This is a genomic window from Corynebacterium sp. BF-R-2 (genome assembly GCF_024586525.1).
GTDB classification, from domain to species: Bacteria; Actinomycetota; Actinomycetes; order Mycobacteriales; family Mycobacteriaceae; genus Corynebacterium; species Corynebacterium singulare.
The window spans coordinates 162,848-188,413 of the sequence record NZ_JAMFTP010000004.1 but is presented as its reverse complement, the minus strand read 5'-3'; the positions used below and the strand labels follow the sequence as shown (position 1 = coordinate 188,413).

The 25,566-nt window shown below is 60.7% G+C and carries 22 protein-coding genes; 3 read left to right on the top strand and 19 right to left on the bottom strand.

Going from position 1 to position 25,566, the window contains the following annotated elements:
* Positions 1 to 367: 367 nt before the first annotated feature.
* The 19 genes from argH to uvrA form a co-directional block, all read right to left on the bottom strand.
* Positions 368 to 1,801, bottom strand: coding sequence for an argininosuccinate lyase (gene argH, locus M5J09_RS04205; RefSeq protein WP_070537128.1), 1,434 nt, complete (start codon positions 1,799 to 1,801; stop codon positions 368 to 370).
* A gap of 8 nt (positions 1,802 to 1,809) precedes the next feature.
* Positions 1,810 to 3,024: an argininosuccinate synthase gene (locus tag M5J09_RS04200; RefSeq protein ID WP_257157048.1), complete on the bottom strand. Its 1,215-nt coding sequence runs from the start codon at positions 3,022 to 3,024 to the stop codon at positions 1,810 to 1,812.
* A gap of 79 nt (positions 3,025 to 3,103) precedes the next feature.
* Positions 3,104 to 3,589, bottom strand: coding sequence for an arginine repressor (locus M5J09_RS04195; protein WP_144789998.1), 486 nt, complete (start codon positions 3,587 to 3,589; stop codon positions 3,104 to 3,106).
* A 5-nt stretch (positions 3,590 to 3,594) separates the two neighbouring features.
* Positions 3,595 to 4,512, bottom strand: coding sequence for an ornithine carbamoyltransferase (argF, locus tag M5J09_RS04190; RefSeq protein WP_144790000.1), 918 nt, complete (start codon positions 4,510 to 4,512; stop codon positions 3,595 to 3,597).
* On the bottom strand, positions 4,509 to 5,723 hold the full coding sequence (locus M5J09_RS04185) for an acetylornithine transaminase (RefSeq protein WP_239181148.1): 1,215 nt from the start codon (positions 5,721 to 5,723) through the stop codon (positions 4,509 to 4,511). The genes argF and M5J09_RS04185 overlap by 4 nt, the downstream gene beginning before the upstream one ends.
* On the bottom strand, positions 5,720 to 6,655 hold the full coding sequence (gene argB, locus M5J09_RS04180; RefSeq protein ID WP_144790457.1) for an acetylglutamate kinase: 936 nt from the start codon (positions 6,653 to 6,655) through the stop codon (positions 5,720 to 5,722). The genes M5J09_RS04185 and argB overlap by 4 nt, the downstream gene beginning before the upstream one ends.
* A gap of 13 nt (positions 6,656 to 6,668) precedes the next feature.
* Entirely contained in the window at positions 6,669 to 7,826 is a 1,158-nt protein-coding gene (gene argJ, locus M5J09_RS04175; RefSeq protein WP_257157047.1) for a bifunctional glutamate N-acetyltransferase/amino-acid acetyltransferase ArgJ, read from the bottom strand.
* A 65-nt stretch (positions 7,827 to 7,891) separates the two neighbouring features.
* Positions 7,892 to 8,935 (bottom strand): N-acetyl-gamma-glutamyl-phosphate reductase, encoded by a 1,044-nt coding sequence (gene argC, locus M5J09_RS04170; protein WP_144790006.1) that lies wholly within the window; start codon positions 8,933 to 8,935, stop codon positions 7,892 to 7,894.
* Positions 8,936 to 9,005: 70 nt separating this feature from the next.
* A complete protein-coding gene (locus M5J09_RS04165; RefSeq protein ID WP_070537133.1) occupies positions 9,006 to 9,458 on the bottom strand; it encodes a hypothetical protein in 453 nt (150 codons plus the stop codon).
* Between the two features lie 220 nt (positions 9,459 to 9,678).
* Positions 9,679 to 12,195: a phenylalanine--tRNA ligase subunit beta gene (gene pheT, locus M5J09_RS04160; RefSeq protein WP_257157046.1), complete on the bottom strand. Its 2,517-nt coding sequence runs from the start codon at positions 12,193 to 12,195 to the stop codon at positions 9,679 to 9,681.
* 26 nt (positions 12,196 to 12,221) lie between these two features.
* Positions 12,222 to 13,268, bottom strand: a complete 1,047-nt coding sequence (gene pheS, locus M5J09_RS04155; RefSeq protein WP_042531005.1) for a phenylalanine--tRNA ligase subunit alpha — start codon at positions 13,266 to 13,268, stop codon at positions 12,222 to 12,224.
* A gap of 97 nt (positions 13,269 to 13,365) precedes the next feature.
* A complete protein-coding gene (locus M5J09_RS04150) occupies positions 13,366 to 14,166 on the bottom strand; it encodes an RNA methyltransferase (RefSeq protein WP_257157045.1) in 801 nt (266 codons plus the stop codon).
* 160 nt (positions 14,167 to 14,326) lie between these two features.
* Positions 14,327 to 15,700: an alkaline phosphatase gene (locus tag M5J09_RS04145; RefSeq protein ID WP_257157044.1), complete on the bottom strand. Its 1,374-nt coding sequence runs from the start codon at positions 15,698 to 15,700 to the stop codon at positions 14,327 to 14,329.
* 87 nt (positions 15,701 to 15,787) lie between these two features.
* Entirely contained in the window at positions 15,788 to 15,985 is a 198-nt protein-coding gene (locus M5J09_RS04140) for a hypothetical protein (protein ID WP_257157043.1), read from the bottom strand.
* A gap of 222 nt (positions 15,986 to 16,207) precedes the next feature.
* Positions 16,208 to 16,591 (bottom strand): 50S ribosomal protein L20, encoded by a 384-nt coding sequence (gene rplT / locus M5J09_RS04135; protein WP_005323264.1) that lies wholly within the window; start codon positions 16,589 to 16,591, stop codon positions 16,208 to 16,210.
* A 56-nt stretch (positions 16,592 to 16,647) separates the two neighbouring features.
* Complete coding sequence (rpmI, locus tag M5J09_RS04130; protein ID WP_039675593.1) at positions 16,648 to 16,842, bottom strand: 50S ribosomal protein L35; 195 nt, start codon at positions 16,840 to 16,842, stop codon at positions 16,648 to 16,650.
* A 36-nt stretch (positions 16,843 to 16,878) separates the two neighbouring features.
* A complete protein-coding gene (gene infC, locus M5J09_RS04125; protein WP_084226182.1) occupies positions 16,879 to 17,448 on the bottom strand; it encodes a translation initiation factor IF-3 in 570 nt (189 codons plus the stop codon).
* A 218-nt stretch (positions 17,449 to 17,666) separates the two neighbouring features.
* Positions 17,667 to 18,674 (bottom strand): S-adenosylmethionine synthetase, encoded by a 1,008-nt coding sequence (locus tag M5J09_RS04120; protein WP_257157042.1) that lies wholly within the window; start codon positions 18,672 to 18,674, stop codon positions 17,667 to 17,669.
* Positions 18,671 to 21,508, bottom strand: a complete 2,838-nt coding sequence (gene uvrA / locus M5J09_RS04115) for an excinuclease ABC subunit UvrA (RefSeq protein WP_257157041.1) — start codon at positions 21,506 to 21,508, stop codon at positions 18,671 to 18,673. The genes M5J09_RS04120 and uvrA overlap by 4 nt, the downstream gene beginning before the upstream one ends.
* Positions 21,509 to 21,585: 77 nt before the next feature.
* On the opposite strand from uvrA, the gene M5J09_RS04110 reads away from it, so the two are divergent.
* The 3 genes from M5J09_RS04110 to M5J09_RS04100 all read left to right on the top strand — a co-directional run bounded on the left by M5J09_RS04110 (position 21,586) and on the right by M5J09_RS04100 (position 25,565).
* The gene (locus M5J09_RS04110; RefSeq protein ID WP_257157040.1) at positions 21,586 to 22,188 is read left to right on the top strand and encodes an MBL fold metallo-hydrolase; all 603 of its coding nucleotides are present in this window, start codon (positions 21,586 to 21,588) and stop codon (positions 22,186 to 22,188) included.
* 72 nt (positions 22,189 to 22,260) lie between these two features.
* Positions 22,261 to 23,184 (top strand): DoxX family protein, encoded by a 924-nt coding sequence (locus tag M5J09_RS04105; protein ID WP_042531012.1) that lies wholly within the window; start codon positions 22,261 to 22,263, stop codon positions 23,182 to 23,184.
* A gap of 80 nt (positions 23,185 to 23,264) precedes the next feature.
* The gene (locus M5J09_RS04100; protein WP_144403124.1) at positions 23,265 to 25,565 is read left to right on the top strand and encodes an AAA family ATPase; all 2,301 of its coding nucleotides are present in this window, start codon (positions 23,265 to 23,267) and stop codon (positions 25,563 to 25,565) included.
* The last annotated feature ends 1 nt before the right edge of the window (position 25,566 follow it).

The window sequence follows — 25,566 nt, the reverse complement described above, 5'->3', positions numbered from 1 at the left end:
CGGCCACGAAAGACTTGCTGCGTCCTTTCGACGATGGGCTGCTCATGACCTAAATCATAAAGAGTGCTTGCCCACATCGCTGAACTTCACACGCACTCACCCCCACAAAAGTCCCCCAAATTGTCAGGAGCTCAAGCATTCGGAGAATCTCCTGCGGTGAGAAATCACTGAGATGGAGCGCGAGCTCACTGCTCGTCTTTCCTCGCTTGCCTTCGCCGTCAACCACTTTCCTGGTTGCGGCTGCACCTTTCTCACAGTGGACAGCGACTGGCCACCTTCATAGTTCACGGCCGATGCAACCCCTTGTGCCACCGCCGAGGTGGCAATACAGGGGCCACAGCATGCTGCCGTGGGAGCTCTCTATGAGCTACGTGGCCGGAATCACAGGGGTACTGGCCCAGTCACGGAAGCTCGCCGTGAGTTCGTCCACGCGCTGGCGCTGCTCGGCGACGCGTACGCCGGCAGTGCCGCCTTTGGTCGCACGGGAGGCGACAGCACCATCAATGGTGAGTACCTCACGGACCTCTGGAAGCAGGCGCTTATCGACGCCCCTCAGATCCTCGTCCGAGAGATCCACGAGGTCCACCCCGCGGGACTCTGCAAGCTGAACACAAGCGCCGGAAGCCTCGTGCGCTTCACGGAACGGTACTCCCTGACGGACCATCCACTCAGCCAAATCGGTAGCCAGGGTGAAGCCGCGCGGAGCAAGCTCGCGCATGCGGTCCTCGTGGAAGGTCAATGTCTCTACTAGACCAGTCATAGCCGGCAGCAGGAGGTTGAGCTGTGCCACGGAGTCCACGATGGGCTCCTTGTCTTCCTGCAGGTCACGGTTGTACGCCAAAGGTTGGGCCTTCAGGGTGGACAGTAGACCGGTGAGGTTACCGATGAGGCGGCCCGTCTTGCCACGTGTGAGCTCCGGGACATCCGGGTTCTTCTTCTGCGGCATAATTGAGGAGCCGGTTGACCACGCATCATCCAAGGTCACGTAGCCGTATTCCGGAGTGCACCAATAGACGATTTCCTCCGCCAAGCGCGACATGTCAACGCAGATCTGAGTCAGAACGAAGGCCGTCTCAGCAGCGAAGTCACGGGAAGAAGTTCCGTCGAGGGAATTCTCCGCAGAAGAATCAAAACCGAGCTCCTCTGCAATGGCCTCCGGATCCAGGTGCAACGATGAACCAGCAAGTGCGCCCGAACCATACGGCGAGACCGCCAGACGCTTGTCCAAATCCTGCAAACGTTCTAGGTTGCGCAGCTGCGGCTGTGCATGAGCCAACAACGAGTGCGCGAGAAGCACTGGCTGGGCTGCCTGGGAGTGTGTCTTGCCCGGCATGATGGCATCCGGGTGGGCCGCCGCCTGTTCAGACAACGCCTTGACCAGGTCGGTGACTTGGAGAGCGATGTCGCGAACGGCATCGCGTACCCACATACGGAACAACGTTGCCACCTGGTCGTTACGTGAACGGCCAGCGCGCAGGCGGCCACCTACCTCTGGGCCGACGATGTCAATAAGACCACGCTCCATGGCTCCATGGACGTCTTCGTCGGTGGGCAATGGCCCGAATTCGCCAGAAGCTACCTTCTCCCCCAGCTCGGTGAGGCCAGAAAGCATGGTGTCGAGGTCAGCATCGGACAGGAGGCCAGCCTTGTGCAGCACCTTGGCATGCGCCTTGGAGGCCAACACATCATAAGGTGCAAGGACCCAGTCAAAATGGGTAGAAACGGACAGGGCGAACATCGCCTCAGAGGGGCCGCCGGAGAAGCGGCCGCCCCACAGGGCACCCTCGTTGGTCTTGTGCATTGTTTCCTTTACTTGCCGGTGGGGAAACCGCCGTCGCGGTCACGCTGATTGGAGATCTGGGTGGACAGGCCGTGCAGCTGGACAAAGCCCTTGGCAGCGGTCTGGTCGAAGGTATCGCCGGTGTCGTAGGTAGCCAGGTCGAAGGAGTACAGAGACTGGCCGGAACGGCGGCCATTGACAGTCGCGGTGCCAGCGTGGAGGACCATGCGGATATCGCCGGTGACGTTCTCCTGAGTGGACTCGGTAAAGGCATCCAGAGAGCGCTTCAGCGGGGAGAACCAAAGGCCGTCGTAGACCTCCTCGGACCAGCGAGCATCGGTCAGGCGCTTGTAGCGAGCCAGCTCGCGCTCGACGGTGACATCCTCAAGCGCCTCATGCGCCTTGATGAGGACCATGGCACCTGGCGCCTCGTAGACCTCACGAGACTTAATGCCAACGAGGCGGTCCTCCACCATGTCAAGGCGGCCAATGCCCTGGGCGCCGGCACGGCGGTTGAGCTCCTCAATGGCCTGCAGCACCGTCACCGGCTTGCCATCGATGGCGGTCGGCACACCTTTATCGAAGGTGATGGTGACCTCATCCGGGGCATTGCCCAGGTCCGGCTGCTCGGTGTAGGCGTAGAGATCCTTTGTCGGCGGGTTCCACAGATCCTCGAGGAAGCCAGTCTCAACGGCGCGGCCCCACACGTTCTGGTCGATGGAGAACGGCGATGCTGCGGACTGCTCAATCGGTAGGTTAATTTCCTCGGCGAAGGCGATGGCCTTGTCACGAGTCCACGCGTAGTCACGTGCCGGTGCGATGATCTCAAGGGCTGGGTCGAGGGCGCGGAAGGATACCTCGAAGCGAACCTGGTCATTACCTTTGCCGGTGCAACCGTGGGACACGTGGGTACCGCCGTGCTCCTGGGCAGCCTCAACGAGGTGCTTGACAATGAGCGGGCGGGAAATGGCAGAAACCAGGGGGTACTGCTTCATGTACATGCCGTTGGCCTTGATGGTGGGCAGGCAGTACTCCTCGGCGAACTCGTCCTTGGCATCAACGACGATGGACTCAACAGCACCGCAGTCAAGCGCACGCTGACGCACGGACTCCATGTCCTCACCGCCCTGACCAAGGTCAAGGGAGACGGCGATAACCTCGCCGCCCGTCATCTTGGCCAGGTAAGGAATGGCGACGGAAGTATCCAGTCCGCCAGAGTAGGCAAGCACAACACGTGCAGTCATGGTGATTTACTCCTTAGAGTCGAAAAATAGAGTTCTAGTGTCTCTCTGGATTTATATTATACAGAATGCCGTATAAATGTTAAATGCTGCGGCTGGTGAGTTTCTCTGCCAGCTCGCGGCCACCAATTTCCTCGCGGGCGAGGATGAAAATGGTGTCGTCACCAGCGATACAGCCCACGACCTCTGACAAACCGACGCGGTCAATGAAGGAGGCCAGGTACTGTGCCGCGCCCGCCGGGGTGCGCAGCATGGCGATGTTTCCCGAATAGTCATGGGAGACCACCAGCTCATCCAACATGCGGCGCAGCTTCTCGCGCGGACCGTTGAGCTGGTCCTCAAACTGCTCCAGCTCACCACCCACCACGTAGAAGCTGCGACCGCCGTCGCGCTTGACCTTCTTGGCGCCCAGCTCATCAAGGTCGCGGGAGAGGGTGGCCTGGGTGATGTCGATGCCCTCATCCAGCAGCAGCTCCGAAAGCTGCACCTGGCTGGTCACACGGGTGCGGTCCAGGATCTCCAGGATCTTGGCCTGGCGGGCGTTGCGGGTCGTCGGCGTCGTGGTCATAGGGTCTACTTCTCCTCCTGTGCAGCGAGCAGCCACATCAGCAGCGCCTTCTGCGCATGCAGGCGGTTCTCCGCTTCATCGAAGACTCGGGACTGGGGGCCATCAATAACCTCGGCGGTGACCTCGTTGCCGCGGTAGGCGGGCAGGCAGTGCAGGAAGATGGCATCGTCCTTCGCGCGCGCCATGACGTCCGCGTTGACTTGGTACGGAAGGAACGGGGTGCGGCGGTCTTTGCCGTCCGATTCCTGGCCCATCGAGACCCACGTGTCAGTGATGACCACGTCTGCGTCCTCCACGGCATCGAGAGAATCACTCACAGTGACCGTCCCCCGCCTGCGGGCACGCTCCACAAATTCCTGCTGTGGCTGGAAGCCCTCGGGCGCCACAATGGCCATCTCCATGCCGGCGGTGGCAAAGCCGAGCATGTAGGAGTTGGCCATATTGTTGTTGCCATCGCCCAGGTAGACGGCCTTGCGCCCGGTGAGGTCTCCGAAGTTTTCACGGCAGGTCACCAGGTCTGCCAGGATTTGGCAGGGGTGCAGGTCGTCCGAGAGTGCGTTGACAATGGGGACCGTGGCGGTCTGGGCCATATCCAGCAGGTTCTGGTGAGCATAGGTGCGCCACACGATGGCCTCCACGAACCGCGACAAGACCGCGCCGGTGTCCTGGTAGGTTTCGCCCTTGCCCATCTGCGTGGACTTGGTTTCGGTCACGATGGCGTGGCCACCCAGCGCGGCGATGCCGGCCTCGAAGGAAAAGCGCGTGCGCGTCGACGTCTTGTCAAAGAGCACCGCTACGGACTTCGGTCCCTCCAAGGGACGCTCAGAGAAGGGCTCCTTCTTCAGCTGCAAAGCCAGGTCCAGAACCTCGGACTGTTCCTGCGGTGTGAGATCGTCATCGGCCAAGAAATGGCGCACGCTCATCCAACTTCCTCCAGTACCTTATGCAGGCGCTCTATGGCCTGATCGAGTTCGGCGTCGGTGATGACCAGTGGCGGGGTCAACCTCACAACCTCGCTGCTCGGCGCATTGAGGATGAGGCCGTGCTTAAAGCCCGCCGCCACAACGTCCTTGGCCACCGACGTATTTAATACAACTCCTAGCATAAGCCCTCGCCCACGCACTGTGGCGACATAGGGAGATTTGCTCAGCTCACGGCGCAACTTCTCCCCTTTTCGGGCGACGTCGGCGACAAAGGAGTCGTCGACAAGCTCCAGCACCGCCGCGGCCGCCGCACACGCCACAGGGTTGCCACCAAAGGTGGTGCCGTGCGTACCCGGGGTGAAGAGATCTGCGGCCGCACCCCGCGAAATGGTGGCGCCAATGGGCAGACCCGCACCCAAGCCCTTCGCCATGGTGATGACGTCCGGCAGCACGCCCTCGTGCTGGAAGGCAAAGAAATCGCCCGTGCGTCCCACACCCGTCTGCACCTCATCGACGATCATGAGAATCCCATGCTTATCGCACAACGCCCGAACAGCTTTGAGGAATCCATCCGGGGCGGGAATGACGCCGGTCTCTCCCTGGATGGGCTCCAGAATGATGGCGGCCGTGTCCTGCGGATCCTGCTCCACCAGGGTGGTCAGGTAGTCGATATCGCCGTACGCGTAGAACTCCACCCCGCCTGGGAAAGGCTCAAAGGCCTTCCGCTTGCCCGGCTGCCCCGTCATGGCTAGCGAACCCATCGTGCGACCGTGGAAACCATGCTGCGCAGCCAAAATACGACGCCGGCCAGTCAAGCGCGCGAGCTTGAACGCGGCCTCATTCGCCTCCGCGCCAGAATTAGAGAAGAAAACGCGGGCCTGTCCATCCCCCACCTTTTCAATGAGCTTGGCGGCGACCTCCACCACCGGCTGGCTGGCAAAGAGATTAGACACGTGGCCCACGGCGGCCACCTGGCGGCTCACCGCCTCCACGATGGCCGGGTGCGCATAGCCCAGGGAATTCACCGCGATGCCCGCCAGCATGTCGATGTACTCGTTCCCCTCTTCGTCGGAAACAGTCGAGCCGCTGCCCGAAACGATGGCCACCGGCGGGGTCCCATAGGTGTTGCTCAGCACCTGCGACCAGCGCTGGTTCAACGGAGCGTGGGCAGTGTGGCATGTGTGGGCAGTGTGTACGTCTTCATTGCTCATTGCGTATCGTCCTTCCTGAATACGGTTCCCTCTGGGTAGTCCTCGCGCTTGTAGCCATTCGGCAAGACCATCGTGCCGATTCCGCCCATGGTCAATAGCTCCAAGAGGACCGCGTGCGCTAGCCGGCCATCGATCACATGGGCCGCATTCACCCCGCCTTCCACCGCCATAAGGCAGGACTCCATCTTCGGAATCATTCCGGAATCCAGCTCCGGCAGCAGTGCGTGGAGTTTGTCCACCTCAATTTTGGACACCAGCGAATCGCGGTGCGGCCAATCGGTGTACAGCCCCTCCACGTTGGTCAGGATCACCAGGCGCTCCGCCCCCAGTGCCTTGGCCAGCGCTCCCGCGGCGACATCGGCGTTGATGTTGTACACCTCGCCGTCCTGACCGGGCGCGATGGTGGATACCACCGGAATGCGACCGGCTTCAATAATGTCCATCACCGCCGCCGGGTTGACGCTGACGATATCGCCCACCATCCCGATGTCCGTCGGTTCACCGTCCACCTGCACCAGGCGCTTGCGGGCCGAAAACAACCCTGCATCTTCGCCAGAGGTTCCTACCGCGTACGGGCCGTGGGAATTAATGAGGTTGACCAGGCCGCGGCCGACCTGCCCGAAGAGCACCATGCGCACCACGTCCATGATTTCCGGGGTGGTGACACGGAACCCACCCTTGAACTCGCCCTCGATGCCCAGCTTGCCCAGCATCTCGTTGATCTGCGGTCCCCCGCCGTGCACCACGACAGGCTTGGCCCCCACCGTGCGCAGAAACACCATATCCGCGGCAAATGCAGCCTTGAGGGACTCATCCACCATGGCATTCCCGCCATACTTGACCACGACAATCTTGTCGCGGTAGTGCTGCAGCCACGGGAGCGCTTCTGCGAGCACCGTCGCCCGATCAGCATTGTTGAGGCCTTGAATCATGAGCATGTCCTCCCTAGGAGCTATACGCGGAGTTGATCTCCACGTAGTCGTGGGACAGGTCGGTGGTGCGCACGAAAGCCGTGCCGGCTCCACCAGTTCCCAGGTCCACGCGGACGTCGATATCCGCACCGGACAGGTCCACCTCGCGCGCGCCGGGCGTGCCTGTGGAAGCAACGCACACGGGCTGATCATTGAAGTAGACGGAAATGTTGTCGGGGTCCATGTCGGCCTCGGCCATACCGACGGCGGCCAGCACGCGGCCCCAGTTTGGGTCGGAGCCGAACATGGCACATTTGAACAGGTTGTCGCGCCCCAGTGTGCGGGCAGCATTGAGTGCCTGGGCATCGCTGCCGGTGCCCTCGACGGTGATCTTGACGCGCTTGGTGACACCCTCGGCGTCGGCCTGCAGCTGGTCCGCGAGGTCGGAGCACACCGCAAGGACGGCGGCGTCGAGCTCCTCCTGGCTCGGCTCCACCCCTGAGGCCCCAGAGGCAAGCAGGACCACGGTGTCATTGGTGGAGGTCGAGCCATCGACATCCAGCGTGTTGAAGGTGAGGTCGCTGGCCTTCTGCAGGGCGGACTGAAGGGCCTGTGCGCTAGCGACAGCATCCGTGGTGAGGCACACCAGCATGGTGGCCAGCGAGGGCGCCATCATTCCCACGCCCTTGCCCATCGCACCCACGGTCCACCCCGGACCGTCATAGCCAGCTTCTTTGCTCACGGTGTCTGTGGTCAAGATGGCCTCGGCCGCGGCGTGCGCATAGGCGGAATCTGCACCAAGATCGTGAGCCACCGTCTCAATGCCCGCGAGCACCTTCTCCATGGGAAGGGGCTCCCCGATGAGTCCCGTCGAGCATACGGCGATGTCCGCTGCAGTGACACCAGCCTGCTCGGACACTGCGGCAACCATCGCGGCGGCGTCCTTGTCGCCCTGCGCGCCGGTGCACGCGTTGGCGTTGCCGGAGTTATACACCACCGCCTTAAGCTTCCCGTTGGCCACGGCCTGGCGCGAGAGCTTCACCGGGGAGGCGACCACGCGATTGCGGGTAAACACCGCCGCGGCGTCGAAACGCGGGCCTTGGTTGACCACGAGGGCCATATCAGGCTTGCCGGAGGACTTGATTCCGGCGGTCGTGGCGCCGGCAAGAAAGCCGGCAGGGGTGGTAATCATGGGGGTTTCTCCTTGAGATGATGATGGGATGAGTGGGTTAAGCGGACCTACCACAGTGGCGCGGATTAGGGCGCTACGGCGGCCATGGGAAGGCCGAGGGTTTCCTCCCACTTCTGAGTCAGGTTGAGGCACTGGATGGCGGCACCGGCGGTGCCCTTGCACAGGTTGTCGATTGCAGCGGTAATGATCAGGCGCCCAGCGTTGTTGTCCACGTGCGCCTGTAGGTGCGCCATGTTGGTGCCCACGACGTTCTGGGTTTCCGGCTGCTGGCCCTCCGGCAGCACGTGACAGAAGGGCTCGTCTGCATAAAATTCATTGAAGACCTCCGTCACGCGGCGCTGATCCGTTCCGTGCGTCAGCGGGGCGGTCACCGTGGCGAGGATGCCGCGCGGCAGCGGCGCTAGGACGGGAGTGAAGCTGATACTCACCTCATGCTCAGTGAATGGCTGGAGGTTTTGGACCACTTCCGGGGTGTGGCGGTGAGTCCCGCCGGGTTTGTAGGCCTTGAGGTTGCCCATGGTTTCCGCACCCAGTTGGGCCACAGAGGCCTTCTTTCCCGCACCGGATACACCGGTGATGGCGATGACAGACAGGTCCGGTTCCACGAGCCCCCGGGCCATGGCGGGAAGCGCGGCCAAGGTAATCGCCGTGGGGAAACATCCCGGCACGGCCACCCGGTTACTCCCCCGCAGCTGCTCGCGGTTACCGGGAATCTCCGGGATGCCGTAGGGCCAACTCCCGGCGTACTCGCCCCCGTAATACGCATCCCAGTCCGCCCGGTTTCGCAGGCGGAAGTCCGCCGCACAGTCGATGACCGTAACGCCTTCTCCCAGCTGGCGCCCGATGTCGGCGGAGTGGCCGTGCGGCAACGCCAAGAAGACCACATCGTGCCCGGATAGCACATCGGCAGTGGTGTCCTCGATGACCCTGCCTGCCAGCTGCGGCAGGTGCGGCATGAGCCGGGAGACTTCTTGGCCTGCCGTGGAGTGCCCAGTCAGCGCGCCGAGGCGCAGCTCACCGGACAGAAATGCTGGGTGGGATAGCAGGAGGCGGAGTATTTCGCCGCCCGCATATCCCGTGGCTCCGGCAAGTGCTACTGAAATAGTCATACAGCCACACTAGCAAATAATGCAGTGGGCTGTATGTTATTCAGTATTCAATTCTTAATCCCGCTTCCCCTTACAGTGCGCGGGAGGACACCTGACCCAGGCCCTCGGGCCCGGACACTGCAGTCTTGCCGGCATATCCCTTGTAGCCCTGCGGGGAGACGAAATGCAGGCCACCCTTCGCGTCAGCGATAACGGTGAGCTCGTTGTACTGGCGCACCTGGCCCGGCTGGATGTGGTCGAATGACGTGGACATGAGCCCCTGGTTGTAGCAGCCCGCGTACGTGCGGCCGGCGTAATAGCTGTACTGCGGCGCCTTCTGCCCCGGAGGGTTGCACTCCGGACGGGTGACGCGCGCACCCTCGGAGAGGCAGCTGATGTAGGTACCGTCCATAGTGGTGAAGTCGCACTTCACGGATCCATCAGAATTGGCAAAACCTTGAGCAATATCGGCCGACGCTAGCGGCGCGGACACTAGCGCGCCGCCGACGAGGGCGGCTGCGGCGAGGCGGGACACAGAACGCATAATGTCGAATTCCTTTCGTGGTGAGTAACGCTCTACCGGAAAGAATATGGCGCAGGACACATATGCGCCACCGCTAGGGGATCTTTCCCCGGATAGACCACCGACCCGCCATCCCCCCCACAACGGCGAAAGCCGCCCGCAGGTACGTACTAGACACGTAAGCTGCGGGCGGCTGAGGCGGAACGCCCCCTAAAAGCGGGAGCGGGCTCTGCCGATTTCTTTAGGCGCGCATCTCCGCGTTGAGGCGCTGCTTAGCCAACTCGGCGGCGGCCAGGCGGTGCTCGTTGACTTCGTCATCGGTCAGCGTGCGGTCGCTAGCGCGGAAGAGAAGCTGGAAGGCCAGGGACTTCTTGCCTTCACCCAGTTGCTCACCACGGAAGACGTCGAAGAGTTCCACGGACTCCAGCAGCTCGCCGGCGCCTTCTTCGACGACCTTGCGGACCTGCTCGGCCGGGGTGGTCTCATCGACAACCAGGGCGATGTCCTGGTGCAGGGCCGGGAAAGCGGACAGCATCGGTGCCGGGAACTTCTCCTCCAGCGGCAGTGCCGTCACATCCAGCTCCATAGCGCAGGTGCGGGCCGGAAGATCCAGGGCCTCGAGCACCTGCGGGTGCAGCTCACCCGCGTAGCCCACGACGGTCTTCGCCTCGTCCGTGAGGACAATGGCAGCACAGCGCCCCGGGTGCCACGGCAGCTGCTCGGCGGACTCGACCTCGACGTCGACGCCAGCGGCGCGCGCCACCTGACGCGCGGACTCGATGGCATCGGCGTAGGTGTAGGCGCGTCCGGCACCCCACGGACCCTCGTGCTCGATTGCGCCGGTGGCGACGGTTGCTACGTGCAGCGGCTGCTCTGGAAGGGTACCGAGGAGATCGGCGACGACCTCATCAGACGGGCGGGACTCCACAGACGGCATCGGGGAGGCTTCAGCGCGTTTGAAGGCCACCTGTTGGAGGCCAAAGAGAGCCAGGTCGCTGCGGCCGCGGGCGACGTTGCGGGCGATGGCCTCAAGCATGTTGGGCAGCAGCGTGGTAGACAGCACCGCCTTGTCTGCCTCGAGTGGGTTCTGCACCGGCACGGTCTGACGGCGCGGATCGTCCTTGTCCAAGCCCCAGACGTCGAAGGTGTCGTTGGCAATAAACGGCGCAGGCAGCACCTCGGCGTAGCCGGCGTAGGCCAGGCCATGACCGATAGCGCGGCGGCGCTTCTGCGCCGGAGTCAGGCCGCGTCCGCCGGCCGGGGTCGGCAGCACGGTCGGGATATCCTCCAGCCCCTCCAGGCGCAGGACCTCCTCAATAAGGTCCACGTCCATGGAGATATCCGTGCGCCACGTGGCCGGGGTAACCTGCAGCTCATCACCGTTGTCGGTGACGTCACAGCCCACCTCGCGCAGGCGCTGGATAACGGTCTCACGGGAGTACTCCACGCCGGCGTACTCGCTGGGCTTAGCGGTGCGCAGGGTGATGGGATCGCGCTTGGCGACGTCCCCCACGAGCGTCCGGCCAGACTCGATAGTGCCGCCGGCAATCTGCTGTAGGAGTGCGCATGCCATATCGAGAGCAACCTCAACAATCGCCGGGTCAACGCCACGTTCGAAGCGGCGAGAAGCCTCAGAGGACAGCTTGTGGCGACGAGAGGTACGCGCAACGGTAATAGGATCCCAAATTGCGGCCTCAAAGTAAACATCCGTGGTCTCATCAGAAATCTCGGAGGTCGTACCGCCCATGACGCCGGCTAGGGACTGGATGCCGTTGTCATCGCAAATAACAACATCCCCTGCTGACAGCTCACGCTTGACGTGGTCCAGGGTCTCGAACTTTTCACCCTCCGTAGCGTTGCGGACCACTAGGTCACCGCTAACGATATTCGCATCGAACGCGTGCATTGGTGCTCCAAGAAGAAGCATGACGTAATTGGTGACGTCAGTAGCAACATTGACGCTACGCTGGCCAGAAAGCATAAGCTCACGTTCCATCCAGAACGGAGTGCGGGCAGCCGGGTCGATGCCGCTGACCTTGCGCACACCGAATCGCTGAGCCTTGGTCTCCTCGCGCAAGTCAACAGCGATGAGCTCGCCCTGTGCCTCCGGCACGGCAGAGGTATCGATGCCAGCCACGCCCGGGTCTTGGGACACATCCGGGAACGTCAGGTCGAAGGCCGAAGCGACCTCTCGCGTCAGTCCACGTGCAGACAGTGCGTATCCGCGATCCGGGGTGATGTTGACGTCAAAGACGGTGTCTGACAGCCCAATGATGGGACGGGCGTCCTCTCCAATCTTGTCCGCTACCTCATCACCCAGCACGATAATGCCGTCAGCCTTCGGGCCGAATCCGAGCTCGGCGGCGGAACACATCATGCCGTTGGAGATGTGGTCATAGGTCTCACGCGCGGCGATTTTGAAACCGCCAGGCAGCTCAGCCCCCGGAAGGGAGACCACCACGTAGTCGTTAAGGCGGAAGTTACGGGCACCGCAAATAATGCCCTGCAGCTCTCCCGTACCATTGGCCTGCCCCACGTTGACCTGGCAATAGCGAATCGGCTTCTTAAACTGCGTGAGTTCCTCGATCTCAACGACCTGGCCAATCACGAGCGGGCCCGTAGTCTCCGGAAGCGCCTCGTAGCCCTCCGTTTCGAAGCCCACGCGGACGAATCCGGAATCGAGGTCCTCAGAGGACACGCTCCAGCCGGAGTTTGCAGTGCCCAGGATGCGGGTAACCCAGTCTTGGGAAATAAGCATTGTTCTTCTCTATCCTTTCTGGGTTCTTATGCCTGCACGCCGAAGGGCAGGGTGAAGCGGACATCGCCTTCGACCATGTCACGCATATCGGTCAAGCCATTGCGGAACTGCAACGTACGCTCCAGACCCATGCCGAAGGCGAAGCCGGTGTATTCCTCGGGATCGATGCCGACTGCGCGCAAAACGTTGGGGTTGACCATGCCGCAGCCGCCCCACTCGATCCACCCGGCGCCACCCTTCTTGTTGGGGAACCAGACGTCAACCTCAGCGGAAGGCTCAGTAAACGGGAAATAATTGACACGCATGCGCGTGGTGGTCTCTGGTCCGAAAAGTACCTTGGCCAAGTGCTCGAGCGTACCGCGCAGGTGGGCCATCGTCAGGCCTTTATCCACGGCAAGGCCCTCCACTTGGTGGAACACGGGAGTGTGAGTCGCATCCAACTCATCAGTGCGGAAAACACGGCCGGGGCACGCGATGTACAGCGGTACGTCGCGCTCCAGCATGGTGCGGACCTGTACCGGAGAGGTGTGGGTACGCAGCACCTGCTTAGACCCTTCCTTTCCTACGTGGAAGGTGTCCTGCAGTGTGCGGGCGGGGTGATCCGGCTTGAAGTTCAGGGCATCAAAGTTGAAGTACTCAGCCTCCACCTCTGGACCATCAGCGATTTCCCAGCCCATACCCACGAAGATATCGGCGATACGCTCCGACAAGGCAGTAATCGGGTGCAGTGCACCGGTCTGCGCACGGGTAGTCGGGATGGTGACGTCCACCTTCTCAGCCTTGAGCTGCGCAGCGCGCGCTTCCTGCTCCAAGACCTCACGAATCTGCGCGAAGGTCTTCTCCACCTTGCCACGCGCCATGTTCACTGCCCGGCCAGCGTCTTTGCGCTGGTCTTTCGGCAGTTGGCCAAGGGACTGGCGGGCCTGCGGGATATAGCCACCGTCACCAAGGTGATCGCGGCGTGCCGCGCTGAGCTCGTCGAGATCACTCGCGGCCTCGAAGGCAGCGATGGCCTTCTGCGCGGCGGCCTCGAGGGCTTCTTCGGTCAATTCGATCTGAGGTGTATCGGACACGTGCCTTAATTACCTTCTTCTCGCAGAAAAACTAACGCGAGCTATCTTACCGTGCTACCAGACACCTGTGCCCACCAGCCCTAGGGCAGTCAGAATGCTAGTTGGCCTGTTGCTTGGCTGACTCGTACAGGCAAATGCTGGCCGCCGTGGCCAGGTTCAACGACTCTGCGCGGCCAAGAATCGGAATGCGTACCCGCATGTCCGCCTCATCTTGCAGATCGCCGAGCCCATGGGCTTCGTTACCAAACAACCATGCCGTGGGCTGGGAAAGGTCTGCGTCCGCGAGGTCTACTTCCCCATCCGCTGCCGTGGCCAACACCTGCATCCCGGATGAGCGCAGCTTTCCTAGAACGTCCTTGATATTGGGGTCTCGGACGACGGGGATGTGGAACAGCGAGCCAGCCGAAGCTCGCGCCACCTTGCAGCCCAACGGATCCACAGTCTCCCCTGCAAAAATAACGCCATCAGCGCCCATAGCATCGGAGGTCCTAATCAGCGTTCCTGCATTGCCTGGCTCGGACGTGAGCACTGGAACAGACACCAGCTTCGGCTTACCCGCCATAATCTTGCCCGCTGTCCACAGAACAGGACGGCACACAGCGAACAAACCTGTGCTCGTTGCCGTATCCGAGAGATGCTTCGCTGCCTTATCTGTGATGGGATGCACGTAGACGTCCATATATCCGCATGCCGTCACAATATGGGCAAAACGCTCCGCAGCTTTTTCGGTCACAAAAACGTCCGTCGCCGCACCCGTGGATACTGCCGCATCGACGGCGTTTTCGCCCTCAATAATGAAGCGCTCTGCCTTCTTGCGGTTGGCCGTTCGGTGCAGTTTGGCGGCATTGACCACGCGAGGGGTGCGCTCCGTAAAGGCAGCCGAAAAATCTAATTCCATGGCCTTGACCGTACCCACCAATCGGGGCATTGAAAAGTCCCGCCGCGAGTGCTACTCCCCCGTCTAAACATCAACCCTCACCCCAGGACGATGCGAGGGTTGATGATGGTGATAACGGGGAAACGTCGACAAGCACGGCACCGAAGTCCGCCAAGAATTCCTAGCGCAGGCCAACCTTTTGAGCCAGGTGAACAAGTGCCTGCGGGTTGATGCTGACAAGTCCGGTCTGCTGAGCAAGTGCCGCAAGCGCTGCCACTACAGCTGCGAGGATGCCCATACCGGCGGCAACGCCAGCGCCAAAGTTCGTGCTGCTGCCAGCTTCCCCATCGTGTTGCGGGGTCTTGCTGGGTTCGGACGGTTTCTCATCTTCGGACGGCTTCGGGGCTTCCTCGGACGGAGACTCGTCGCCCGAAGCAGTGGCACCTTCAGTCCACCACTGGTCGAAGACGAGATTGGCCACCGTGGTGTTGTCAATGAAATCACCACGCACCGGATCGGTTCCCGCAGCGTGAGCCTTAATGTCCGCAGAACCTGCGCCCTTGAAGAAGAATGGAACAAGCTGGTTCGTGTGCTGGCCGGAGTACCAGCCGTGGCGGCCAACCTCCTCCTTTGCGCCTACCATAGCGTTGAACTTGTTGTCCGCTTCGGGGTTCTTGTCCGTCGGAACCTCGTTGGCACCAGACAAGTATCCAGTCTCGTGGTCAGCGGTGACGATGAGGAGGGTGTCCTCCCAGGAGGAGTTCTTTTCAACCCACTCAATCGCCGCATCGACGGCCTTGTTGAAGTCCTGGGTTTCCTCAATATCGCGTACCGGGTTATTGCCGTGTCCAGCCCAGTCGATGGCACCGCCTTCAATCATGACGGAGAATCCATCGTCATCCTGGCCCAGCGCATTCAGTGCACCGGTAGTCATAGTGGGCAGATCCACAACATCGTTGAGTTTGTCCGAGTACGGGGCCTCGGCCTCACCGGTGCGGGAATTCTGGAGGGTGGAGCCTACCTGGGCGATGCCCCAGTACTTCGTGCCCGGCCCGACGTCACCGCCGGCCATCTTCTGAAAGTCATCGTTGGACTCAAAGTAGGTCCAATCAGTCTGGCCCTCAGATAGCTTGGCGTAATCATCCTCGTAGATGAAGCTGTAGTCCGGAGTATCGAGCTTCTCATGGTCGTTGTTGTAGAAGGGGTGGCCAGCGGCCATCACAAGGTCGAGGTCGCTGCCGAGCATCTCCTTGGTAATGTCCTGCAGCTTATCGCGGTCCATGTTGTGTGCGGCCCACGCAGCGGGAGTTGCCTCGGAGTAGGCCACCGAAGAGACTACGCCGGCAGACTTTCCCTGCTTCTTCGCACGCTCCGACATGTTTTCTTCCTTCATGCCGTAGTGCGACATGCCGAGGATTCCGTTGTTGGTCTTAACGCCAGTCGCCATAGCTGTACCCGCGGCAGCAGAGTCCGTGATCTTGCCCTCCGTGACATACTCATGGGTCTTCCACGCCTGTTCCGGATCGTAGGAACCACCCATAGGGAACGTTGCCATGGACAGTCGGTTGAACTCCTCATAGGACTGAACCGGCTCGCCGTCCTTCTCTTTAAGTTCCTCATCGCCGAAGTCACCGTCGACGAGTTACTTCGACTGACCTGTCTCATAGAGATTGGTCAAAGCTAGGTGGCCATAGCCCATGCCATCACCAATCATGTAGATGATGTTCTTGGGGCCAGCGTGAGTATCCTCAGCGGCAACCGCTGGGCTCATACCCAGGGCAACAACGGAGGCAGAAGTTACAACTGCCACGGCAGAGGTGGCGAAACGCGAGAGTGTCATCTGTGAAGTTATCCTTGCGAAACGTGACGAGTAATGAACAGCTGGAAGATTAATATTCACGCGTGACAACCGGGCTACTGGTCTGTATATAGAAGACGAATAAATAAATAACAACTATCGCATTGGAGAGCGGAAGCCCCCAACCCCAGGGACGCACAAAGCCCACCTGCTCCCAGTGTATGGGAGCAGGTGGGCTCTGGATGACGCTTCTACGTCAGGTGCTTAGGCAGCCTTCGGAGCGTTGACATCCTCCGGCAGAGCAGCCTTTGCGGCCTCGCACAGTGCGGAGAAAGCCTCGAAGTCATTGACGGCAAGCTCAGCGAGGATCTTGCGGTCGACCTCGATCTCAGCCAGGCGCAGGCCGTGGATGAGACGGTTGTAGGTGATGTCATTCATACGAGCAGCAGCGTTGATGCGCTGGATCCACAGCTTGCGGAACTCGGACTTACGGGCGCGACGATCGCGGTAAGCGTAAGTCATGGAGTGCAGCCACTGCTCCTTGGCCTTACGGTACAGGCGGGAACGCTGGCCGCGGTAGCCCTTAGCGGACTTCAGGATCGCGCGGCGCTTCTTCTTGGCGTTAACTGAGCGCTTTACTCGTGCCACAGTAATACTTCCTTATCTTGATTGTGAGTGTGTGGGGATGGGGAGTTCGGCGCTAACTAGGCGCGGCCGAGAAGGCGCTTGATGCGCTTGGTGTCTGCCTTGGCAACGTCCTCGGTGCCCTTCAGGCGACGGGTGCGCTTGGACGGCTTGCCCTCCAGAAGGTGGCGGCGGTTAGCCTGCTCGCGACGCAGCTTGCCGGAGCCGGTCACCTTGATGCGCTTGGCGGTGCCCTTGTGAGTCTTCTGCTTCATGAGAATTAAATCCTTAAATCCTAAGTGGAGCGTGGTCTACTTCTTGCCCTTGCGGACGGGTCCCAGGACCATGGTCATGTTGCGACCATCCTGCTTGGGGCGCGACTCCACGACGCCGATGTCGGCGACGTCGTCAGCCAAGCGCTCCAACAGGCGGAAACCGAGCTCCGGTCGCGACTGCTCACGACCACGGAACATGATGGTCACCTTAACCTTGGAACCCTTCTCCAGGAAGCGCACCACATTACCCTTTTTGGTCTCGTAATCGTGATCATCAATCTTCGGACGGAACTTCTGTTCCTTCACCACAGTCTGCTGCTGATTCTTACGGGACTCGCGGGCCTTCTGAGCCTGCTCGTACTTAAACTTTCCGTAATCCATGATCTTGGCTACGGGCGGCTTCGCGTTCGGCGCAACCTCGACCAAGTCAAGATCCGCTTCGTACGCAAGCTTGCGAGCATCGTCAGTACGAACGATGCCCACCTGTTCACCACCGGGGCCAACTAGACGGACCTCGGGTACTCGGATGCGCTCATTAATGCGAGCTTCAGCGCTGATTGTGGTTCTCCTCGATTGTGGGGTTAGTAGTGTGCCTACCGTGACCACAAACGAATAAATCCCGGGTGCCACTGGCAACCGGGAGTTTCTAACAAGCACGCACCACTCACGTGGCACCTACTCTTTACCTTTATCCTGCACCTACACAAAGTGTGAAGCGCGGCTTCGGGTGGGAGAAACTCCGCTTGCGGCCCAAGTACCTCCTGGAGGAGGCGCTACGGGCGGTAGTGGGATCAACTCTAACACCCACGAGGCACGGAACCAAATCACCGCGCGGAGGTGCGTGTCGAGGCGGTGCTTGACGACGCCCCCGAGGTCATTGTCACGCTTGACCGAGCCCCCGTCGCCGTCGCCGCGCTGCTCACGGAACTGGTGGCACTCGTGGGTTTCGGTTCACACTCCTCCACTGGTTTCAGCGTACCTGCATCAAGTGCCTCCGTGACCACACGATCAACACCAGCCGCAAGGACGTTCAGGGCTGGGATAGCCTGTTCAGCACTTACTCCTGGCATGGTGACCTCGATTGCCAAGCCCACGGAGCCGCCATTTCCGGTATCGCGCACGCCAAGCTGGCGGTGAGTGTAGCTGTTGTCTTCCTCGGACAGGCCCCAGCCACCCTTGGCGCGCGTGTCTGGAAGTTTGTCCAAACCGTTGTCCTGCCACGCAACAATCTGATCCATCACTTCATAGACGTACTCCGCTTCGGGGATACACGGCAGATGCGACCCAAACACAGCTTGGTCCTTCAACAACCAGGTTGAGTAGCCGAACGGTTCTTCCAGTTCGCCGCGGGAATCGTACTCCGCCAACAGCTTTTTCACGGCTTGCCCGGCGTCTCCCTCGTTCCACCCCACGTGGGACCACAAGGCATACGCCGCGTCGTTATCAGATTCCTTAATGGCCAAGTCAACAAGGTCGGAACTGGCACCATCACGCAGCGCAGCAATGGCAATCGGCACTTTGACTGTGGACCATGTCGGCTCCTCTCCTCGAAGCCCTACCTGCACTGCACCGGTGCTATCAGCCACGGCCACGCCAGCGCGGATCTCATAGTCCTCAAAGTCGGTTTCGACCCCACGGATGACCTCGTTTAGTGCGGCCTTGATGTCATAATCCGAGGCCTGCCCAGTACGCATGACGCTGTGGTCCGTCTCCTCCATCGGCCCAGGCGCATTGTCAGGCCGCGAGCAGCCGGTTACTGCTGCGCATGCAGCAAGACTCACGGCTGTTAACGACGCACCGAGGCGCGGGGGCGTCATGGTGGTTCGGATCACAGCATCTCCTTGAGGAAGCCTCCAGTATAGGAACCTTGGACTTTGGCCACGTCCTCCGGCGTTCCCTGCGCCACGACGGTGCCGCCACCGGACCCGCCTTCCGGCCCCATGTCCACGATCCAGTCCGCCGCCTTGATGACGTCCAAGTTGTGCTCGATGATGATCACTGAGTTGCCCTTGTCCACGAGGCTCTGAATGACGAGCATAAGCTTGCGAATGTCTTCGAAATGCAGACCGGTAGTCGGCTCATCCAGGATGTAGACGGTGCGTCCCTTCGTGCGCTTTTGCAGCTCGGAAGCCAGCTTCACGCGCTGGGCCTCACCACCCGACAAGGTCGTTGCTGCTTGACCAAGACGCACGTAGCCAAGGCCCACCTCCGCCAAGGTGTCGAGGTATCGGTGGATAGAGCTAATCGGTTCGAAGAACTCAGCCGCCTCTGCGATGGGCATGTCAAGGACTTCAGCGATGTTCTTACCCTTATAGAGCACTTCAAGGGTTTCGCGGTTATAGCGCGCACCTTGACAGACCTCACACGGCACGTAGACATCCGGCAGGAAGTTCATCTCAATCTTGATGGTGCCGTCACCCTGGCACGCCTCGCAGCGCCCGCCCTTGACGTTGAAAGAGAAACGTCCTGGTTTATAGCCACGGACCTTGGCTTCCTGGGTCTCAGCAAAGAGGTTACGAATCTTGTCGAAGACACCCGTATACGTCGCTGGGTTGGAACGCGGGGTGCGGCCGATTGGGCTCTGGTCAACCTGCACAAGCTTGTCCAGGTGCTCGACACCTTCCACACGCTTGGCGCGTCCTGGTACCTGGCGGGCACGGTTTAGTTTGTTCGCCAGGGTCTTCGCCAGAATCTGGTTGACAACGGTGGACTTGCCTGAACCTGAGACGCCGGTGACACAGACGAGTACGCCAAGGGGAATCTCTACGTCAATGCTCTGCAGGTTGTTCTCGCGTGCGCCCACGACCTTGAGCATGCGCTCGCGGTCAATCTCGCGGCGCGAATCCGGAACAGCGAGTTCCTTCTTCCCGGACAAGTACTGGCCGGTGAGGGACTCTTCGACATCCTCAATACCTGCGGGCTCACCTTGGTAGACCACCTGGCCGCCGTACTCGCCAGCACGTGGGCCGACATCAACAAGCCAATCGGCTTCGCGGATGGTGTCCTCGTCGTGTTCAACGACAATGAGGGTGTTGCCAATATCGCGTAGGCGCTTGAGGGTCTTGATCAGACGTTGATTGTCGCGCTGGTGCAGACCAATAGAAGGTTCATCCAGCACGTAGAGCACGCCGGCGAGTCCGGAACCAATCTGGGTGGCCAGACGAATTCGCTGCGCTTCACCACCAGACAACGTCGAGGCGCCGCGGTCGAGAGTGAGGTAGTTGAGGCCGACGTCGAGAAGAAAGCGCAGGCGGGCCTGAATTTCCTTCAGAACAGCACCGGCAATGATCTCCTCACGGTGGCCCAGCACCAGCGAGTCCAAGAACTCCGCCGCGTCCTCGATGGACAGCGCGGTCAGACCTGCAATGGATTGCTCGCCGTGGGCAGTCGACGCCAAGCGCACCGCAAGAATCTCCGGCTTAAGACGAGTACCGCCACAGGCATGACACGGCACGCGGCGGGTGTACTGCAGCAGGCGGTCCTTCTGTGATTCAGAATCTGTTTGCTCCAGCTTGCGCTCCAGGAAGCCAATGGCTCCCTCAAACGGCGCGGACCAATTCCGCTGGCGGCCGTAACGGTTCTTGTAGCGCACCGTCACTTCCACATCCGAGCCATAGATCAGCGCGTGGCGCTGCTCCTTGCTGAGCTCGGAGACCGGCGTCTGTGGGTCAAAGCCGAGAGTCTTGGCTAGACCCTCGACAAGCTTGACAAAGTACCGGGCATTCGGGCTCGATGTCCATGGCTGAATCGCCTCCACCGCCGGTGCATCGGGGTCTGGGATAAGAAGGTCCACGTCCACCTCAAGGCGGGTACCCAATCCGTCACAGACGGGGCAGGAACCGAACGGTGCGTTGAAGGAAAATGCGCGCGGCTCATATTCCTCGATCGCCAGCGCATGACCGTTGGGGCAGGCAGCCTTTTCTGAATAGGTATGCGTCAGTTCTTCACGGTCAACGAAATCGAGGGTCACTAGACCGTCCGCTAGTCGCAGCGCCGTCTCCACTGAATCGGTGAGGCGCTGTTTTTGGGACGCCTTGACTTGCAAACGGTCCACCACGACATCAATATCGTGTTTAATCTGCTTCTTGAGCTTCGGCGGATCGCTGAGCTGGTGCAGTTCACCGTCCACACGCACGCGGGAGTAACCCTGCGCGGCCAAGTCCTTAAACAGGTCGACGAACTCACCCTTGCGGCGGCGGACCACAGGGGCCAACACCTGAAATTTCAGCTTCTCCTCATGGCCCAGCACTTCGTCGACGATTTGTTGTGGGGTCTGTCGCTCGATGACCGCATCACATTCCGGGCAATGCGGGGTACCCGCACGGGAAAACAGCAGACGCAGGTAGTCATAGATTTCCGTAATCGTGCCCACAGTAGAGCGCGGGTTGTGGTTAGTGGACTTCTGGTCAATAGACACAGCCGGAGAGAGTCCGTCAATAAACTCGACATCCGGCTTGTCCATCTGGCCGAGGAACATACGAGCATACGAGCTCAAGGACTCCACATAGCGGCGCTGGCCTTCGGCAAAGATGGTGTCAAAGGCCAAGGAAGACTTGCCTGAGCCCGACAGACCGGTAAACACCACCAGTTTATCGCGTGGGATATCGATATCCACGCCCTTGAGGTTGTGTTCACGAGCGCCTCGTACGACCAAACGATCAGCCACTGATTGCTGCCTTCCTACACAAGAGAATGTTCGTTCTAGGGGGTTCTGGATCAGAATCTACCCGTAAGGTGGGACACATGAACAACGCACTCGAGCTTCATAAAATTTCCGTCTCCGAGATGGACAACAATTGCTACCTGTTGTGTGCTGGCGATGAGGCGCTGCTTGTCGACGCCTCCGCCGACGCCCCCGCCCTCCTGTCCCTCGCGGCCGATCACGGCGCTTCTATCACCGCGGTGCTCACCACACACCGCCACTGGGATCACGTCCGTGCACTTGAGGAGGTCCTTGAGAAGACCGGTGCCACGCACTATGCCAGCTTCCTCGACTCCCCTGCCCTGCCGGCGGCTGTCGATGTCGAACTGGAGCATGGTGACACTCTGCCTTTCGCGGGCTATGAGTTTCCGGTCACGATTCTGCGTGGCCACACCCCAGGCGGTGCGGCCATCGCGGCGGACATCGACGGTGTGACCAACCTTTTTGTGGGCGATTCCCTGTTTCCCGGCGGAGTGGGCAAGACCACCTCGGAAGGAGACTTTGTTCGCCTGTACAAGGACGTGACACAAAGACTTTTTGACGTATTCCCTGACGAGGCCATTGTCCGGCCCGGACACGGTGATTCCACCACCCTTGGGGCGGAACGTCCACACCTCGAGGAATGGTGGGAGCGCCGGTGGTAACAGCGATTGCTGGGTGATCCGCGTACTATGGTGTGACGAACGTCTTTACATATCTAATGAATGGAGCACGTCATGATTCGTAAGCTTGCCCGTCCTATGCTGGCCTCCGTGTTTGTCTGGGATGGTGTGGATACCCTCCGCAACACCTCGGAGCACGTCGCGGACACCGAGTCCGTGCTTAAGCGCCTTCGCAAGGTACTGCCCCGTGAGTACGCAGGCTACATCCCGAATGACCCGGAGCTGGTTACCCGTGCACTTGGCGGTGCCAAGACCGCAGCTGGCACGTCCTTTGCGCTGGGCAAGGCTCCACGCACCTCGGCAGCTGTGCTGGCACTGACTCACATTCCGAATCTTGCGGGTAACTCTTTCTGGTCTGCTGATTCCAAGAAGGACAAGGAAGCCCAGCGCACCAACTTCATCACCAACACGGCGCTTCTCGGTGCACTGGCCATTGTCACCCAGGACACCGAGGGCAAGCCGTCCCTGCGCTGGCGCACCGCGAAGGCGTCCGAGCGCGCCAACAAGAAGATCCAGGCTGCCCTCCCGGGCAAGTCCGAGCAGCAGAAGTTCGCGGAGGACGTGTCCAACCGTGCGAGCGACATCTCCTCCGATGTGACTGCAAAGGCCACTGATTGGTTCGAGACTGCCAAGGACTACGTCGAGGACAACCGCGATGATTGGGAGTCCACCGGCCGTGACTTGCTTGATAACGCTCGCTCCTTCGTTGAGGACACCGCTGAAAGCGCCCGCGAGTTCTTCGACGACAACAAGGATGACTGGCTCAACGCCGCCCGCGATAACACCGAAACCGCTCGCAAGGGCCTGGTGAAGGCTGCTGGCAAGGCCCAGGATCGCGCCGATGTGGCCCTGGCCAAGGCAGATTCCATCGACAGCAAGCGTGCCAAGAAGAAGGCTCGTAAGCGCGCCGAGAAGCTGCAGAAGGTTGCGTCCAAGAAGCTGGACAAGGCCTTCAAGAAGTTCGGCGATAGCTTCTAAAAGCTTCCTGTACTGCGGATCTTTCCCGTAGACGCACCGCCAGCAATGAGGGCGGTGGAGAGGACAACGGCTCAGCGACTATGCTGGGCCGTTGTCCTTTTTCTATTACCTCCGTGTCGTCGAGAAGCCTTCACACGCACCCAAGGAGCCTCGTGTCTGATTCCTCTCCCACAACTCACGCCGATACCACGAACGAACTGAACTCTGAGATTGCCAAAGAGCAGGTTTATGTCGACGGCCTGTTTGCGCGCCTCGACAATGAGGTGCAGACGGCGAATGAGCGGCTTAATGAGGTCCAGGCGGCTGTAGATCCACACACACCTGATGCTGATGCGTTGGTGCGCCGCGAGACCGAGTACCACGGCTTGCAAGCCAAACTCGATCGCCTCAATCTTGCTCAACTGGGACTGGTGTTTGGACGTATCGATATCGATGCCCCCGGTGACAACCCCACTCCAGAAGGACTCGATCGCCGCTATATCGGGCGCATGGGCCTTGATGCCCGTGAAGAGGACTACCGCACTCTTCTCTTGGACTGGCGCGCGCCTATGGCTAGGCCTTTCTACCTCGCGACTACAGCACACCCGGAGGGTGTGCACATGCGTCGCCATATCCGAACAACGGGCCGAACCGTCACTGGGGTTAGTGATGAAGTTCTCGATGGCGAATCAGCTGTTGAGGATAGTGACGTGGCCAGTGAATCCGCACTACACCACGTCATGCAGCGCGCACGCACCGGCCACATGCCTTCCATTGTGGAAACCATCCAACGCGAGCAGGACGAGATCATTCGCGATAGCACGCGTGGCGTCATGGTGGTCGAAGGTGGCCCAGGCACGGGTAAGACCGCGGTAGCGTTACACCGCGTGGCCTACCTGCTGTACACCTACCGTGAGCAGCTCGCCGCCACCGGTGTGCTTATCGTGGGCCCCAATTCCACCTTCTTGGAATACATCTCTCGAGTGCTGCCCGAGCTCGGTGAGACCGGCGTGGTTCTGTCCACGATCGCTTCTCTCTTCCCCGGCATCGATGCAACTCACCCCGAATCCTTGCTCGCCCGCGAGATCAAGGGCTCTGAGGCTATGGCTGAGATCCTGAGCAACGCCGTCAAGGATTATCAGTGTCTTCCCGAGGAACCCCGCGTTATCGATATCGACCGCCTTGAGCTCACTGTCACGGCAGACATGGTCAAAGCCGCTCGTACCCGCGCGCGGCGCTCGAGAAAGCCTCACAATGATGCGCAAGGCGCTTTTGCCGAGCACCTCATCGAATCATTGGCTCAGCAGATGGCGGAGCGCATCGGTGCGGACCCACTCGGCGGAGCCAACCTGCTCTCCCGCGCTGACGTCGACCAACTCCACGATGATCTTGCTGAAGAACCGCTCATCACCGATCTCGTCGACGAGTTCTGGCCTCACTTGTCTCCCACCGAGGTCCTCGCAGAGCTGCTCAGCAACCGCGAGCGTATCGACTCCGCGGCGAGTGCCTATGACGAGGAGACACGCGGGGCGCTGTACCGCGTGAATGGTACAGCTTGGGCCGCATCGGACGCAGCGCTTCTCGACGAGCTCGCGGTGCTCATCGGCATGCCCGACCCTGAAGCCGAACGCGCCGCCGAAGACAGGCAATGGCGCGAACAAGTCGCCGAGGCTGAGGACGCTCTGGACATCCTGAGCTCCTCTGACTCGACCGATAATGACGATGACATGTTCGAGGCCGAAATTCTCTCTGCCCACGACGTCATTGACGCCGAGCATCTCGCCCGTCGTCACGAAGTGCGTGACTCCCGCACCACCGCGCAGCGCGCCCGGGAGGATTACACGTGGGCCTACGGACACGTCATCGTTGACGAAGCACAGGAGCTCACCCCCATGGAGTGGCGAATGATTTTCCGCCGCAGCCCGTCACGGTGGATGACTCTCGTGGGCGATACCTCCCAAACCGGCTCCCCCGCCGGCGTGGATGAGTGGGCAGCAACGCTGGAGCCTTTCGTGGGCCAGCGCTTCCGTCAACATGGACTCACGGTCAATTACCGCACCCCACGTCCCGTCACGGAACTAGCAAACCGCCTCCTAGCGGAGATTAACCCGGACGCCACGCCAAGTATTGCGGTGCGAGATGGGGATGATGTCACCTGGCATGCCAGTGCCCCTGATCAGGAGCCTGGAACCTTCACTGGCCCCGACGGACGCCTCCATGCCGTCATCACTGCCGCAAATGTCGAGGAAGTAAAAGGCCTCGAATTCGACCACGTCACGGTGATCAACCCCGACGATATTGTGGCGGCCTCCACGCAAGGTATCCACAACCTCTATGTGGCGCTGACCCGCGCAACCCAGACGCTGACGATCGCTGGGCGCTACTCGGAGGTTTTCGGATAAT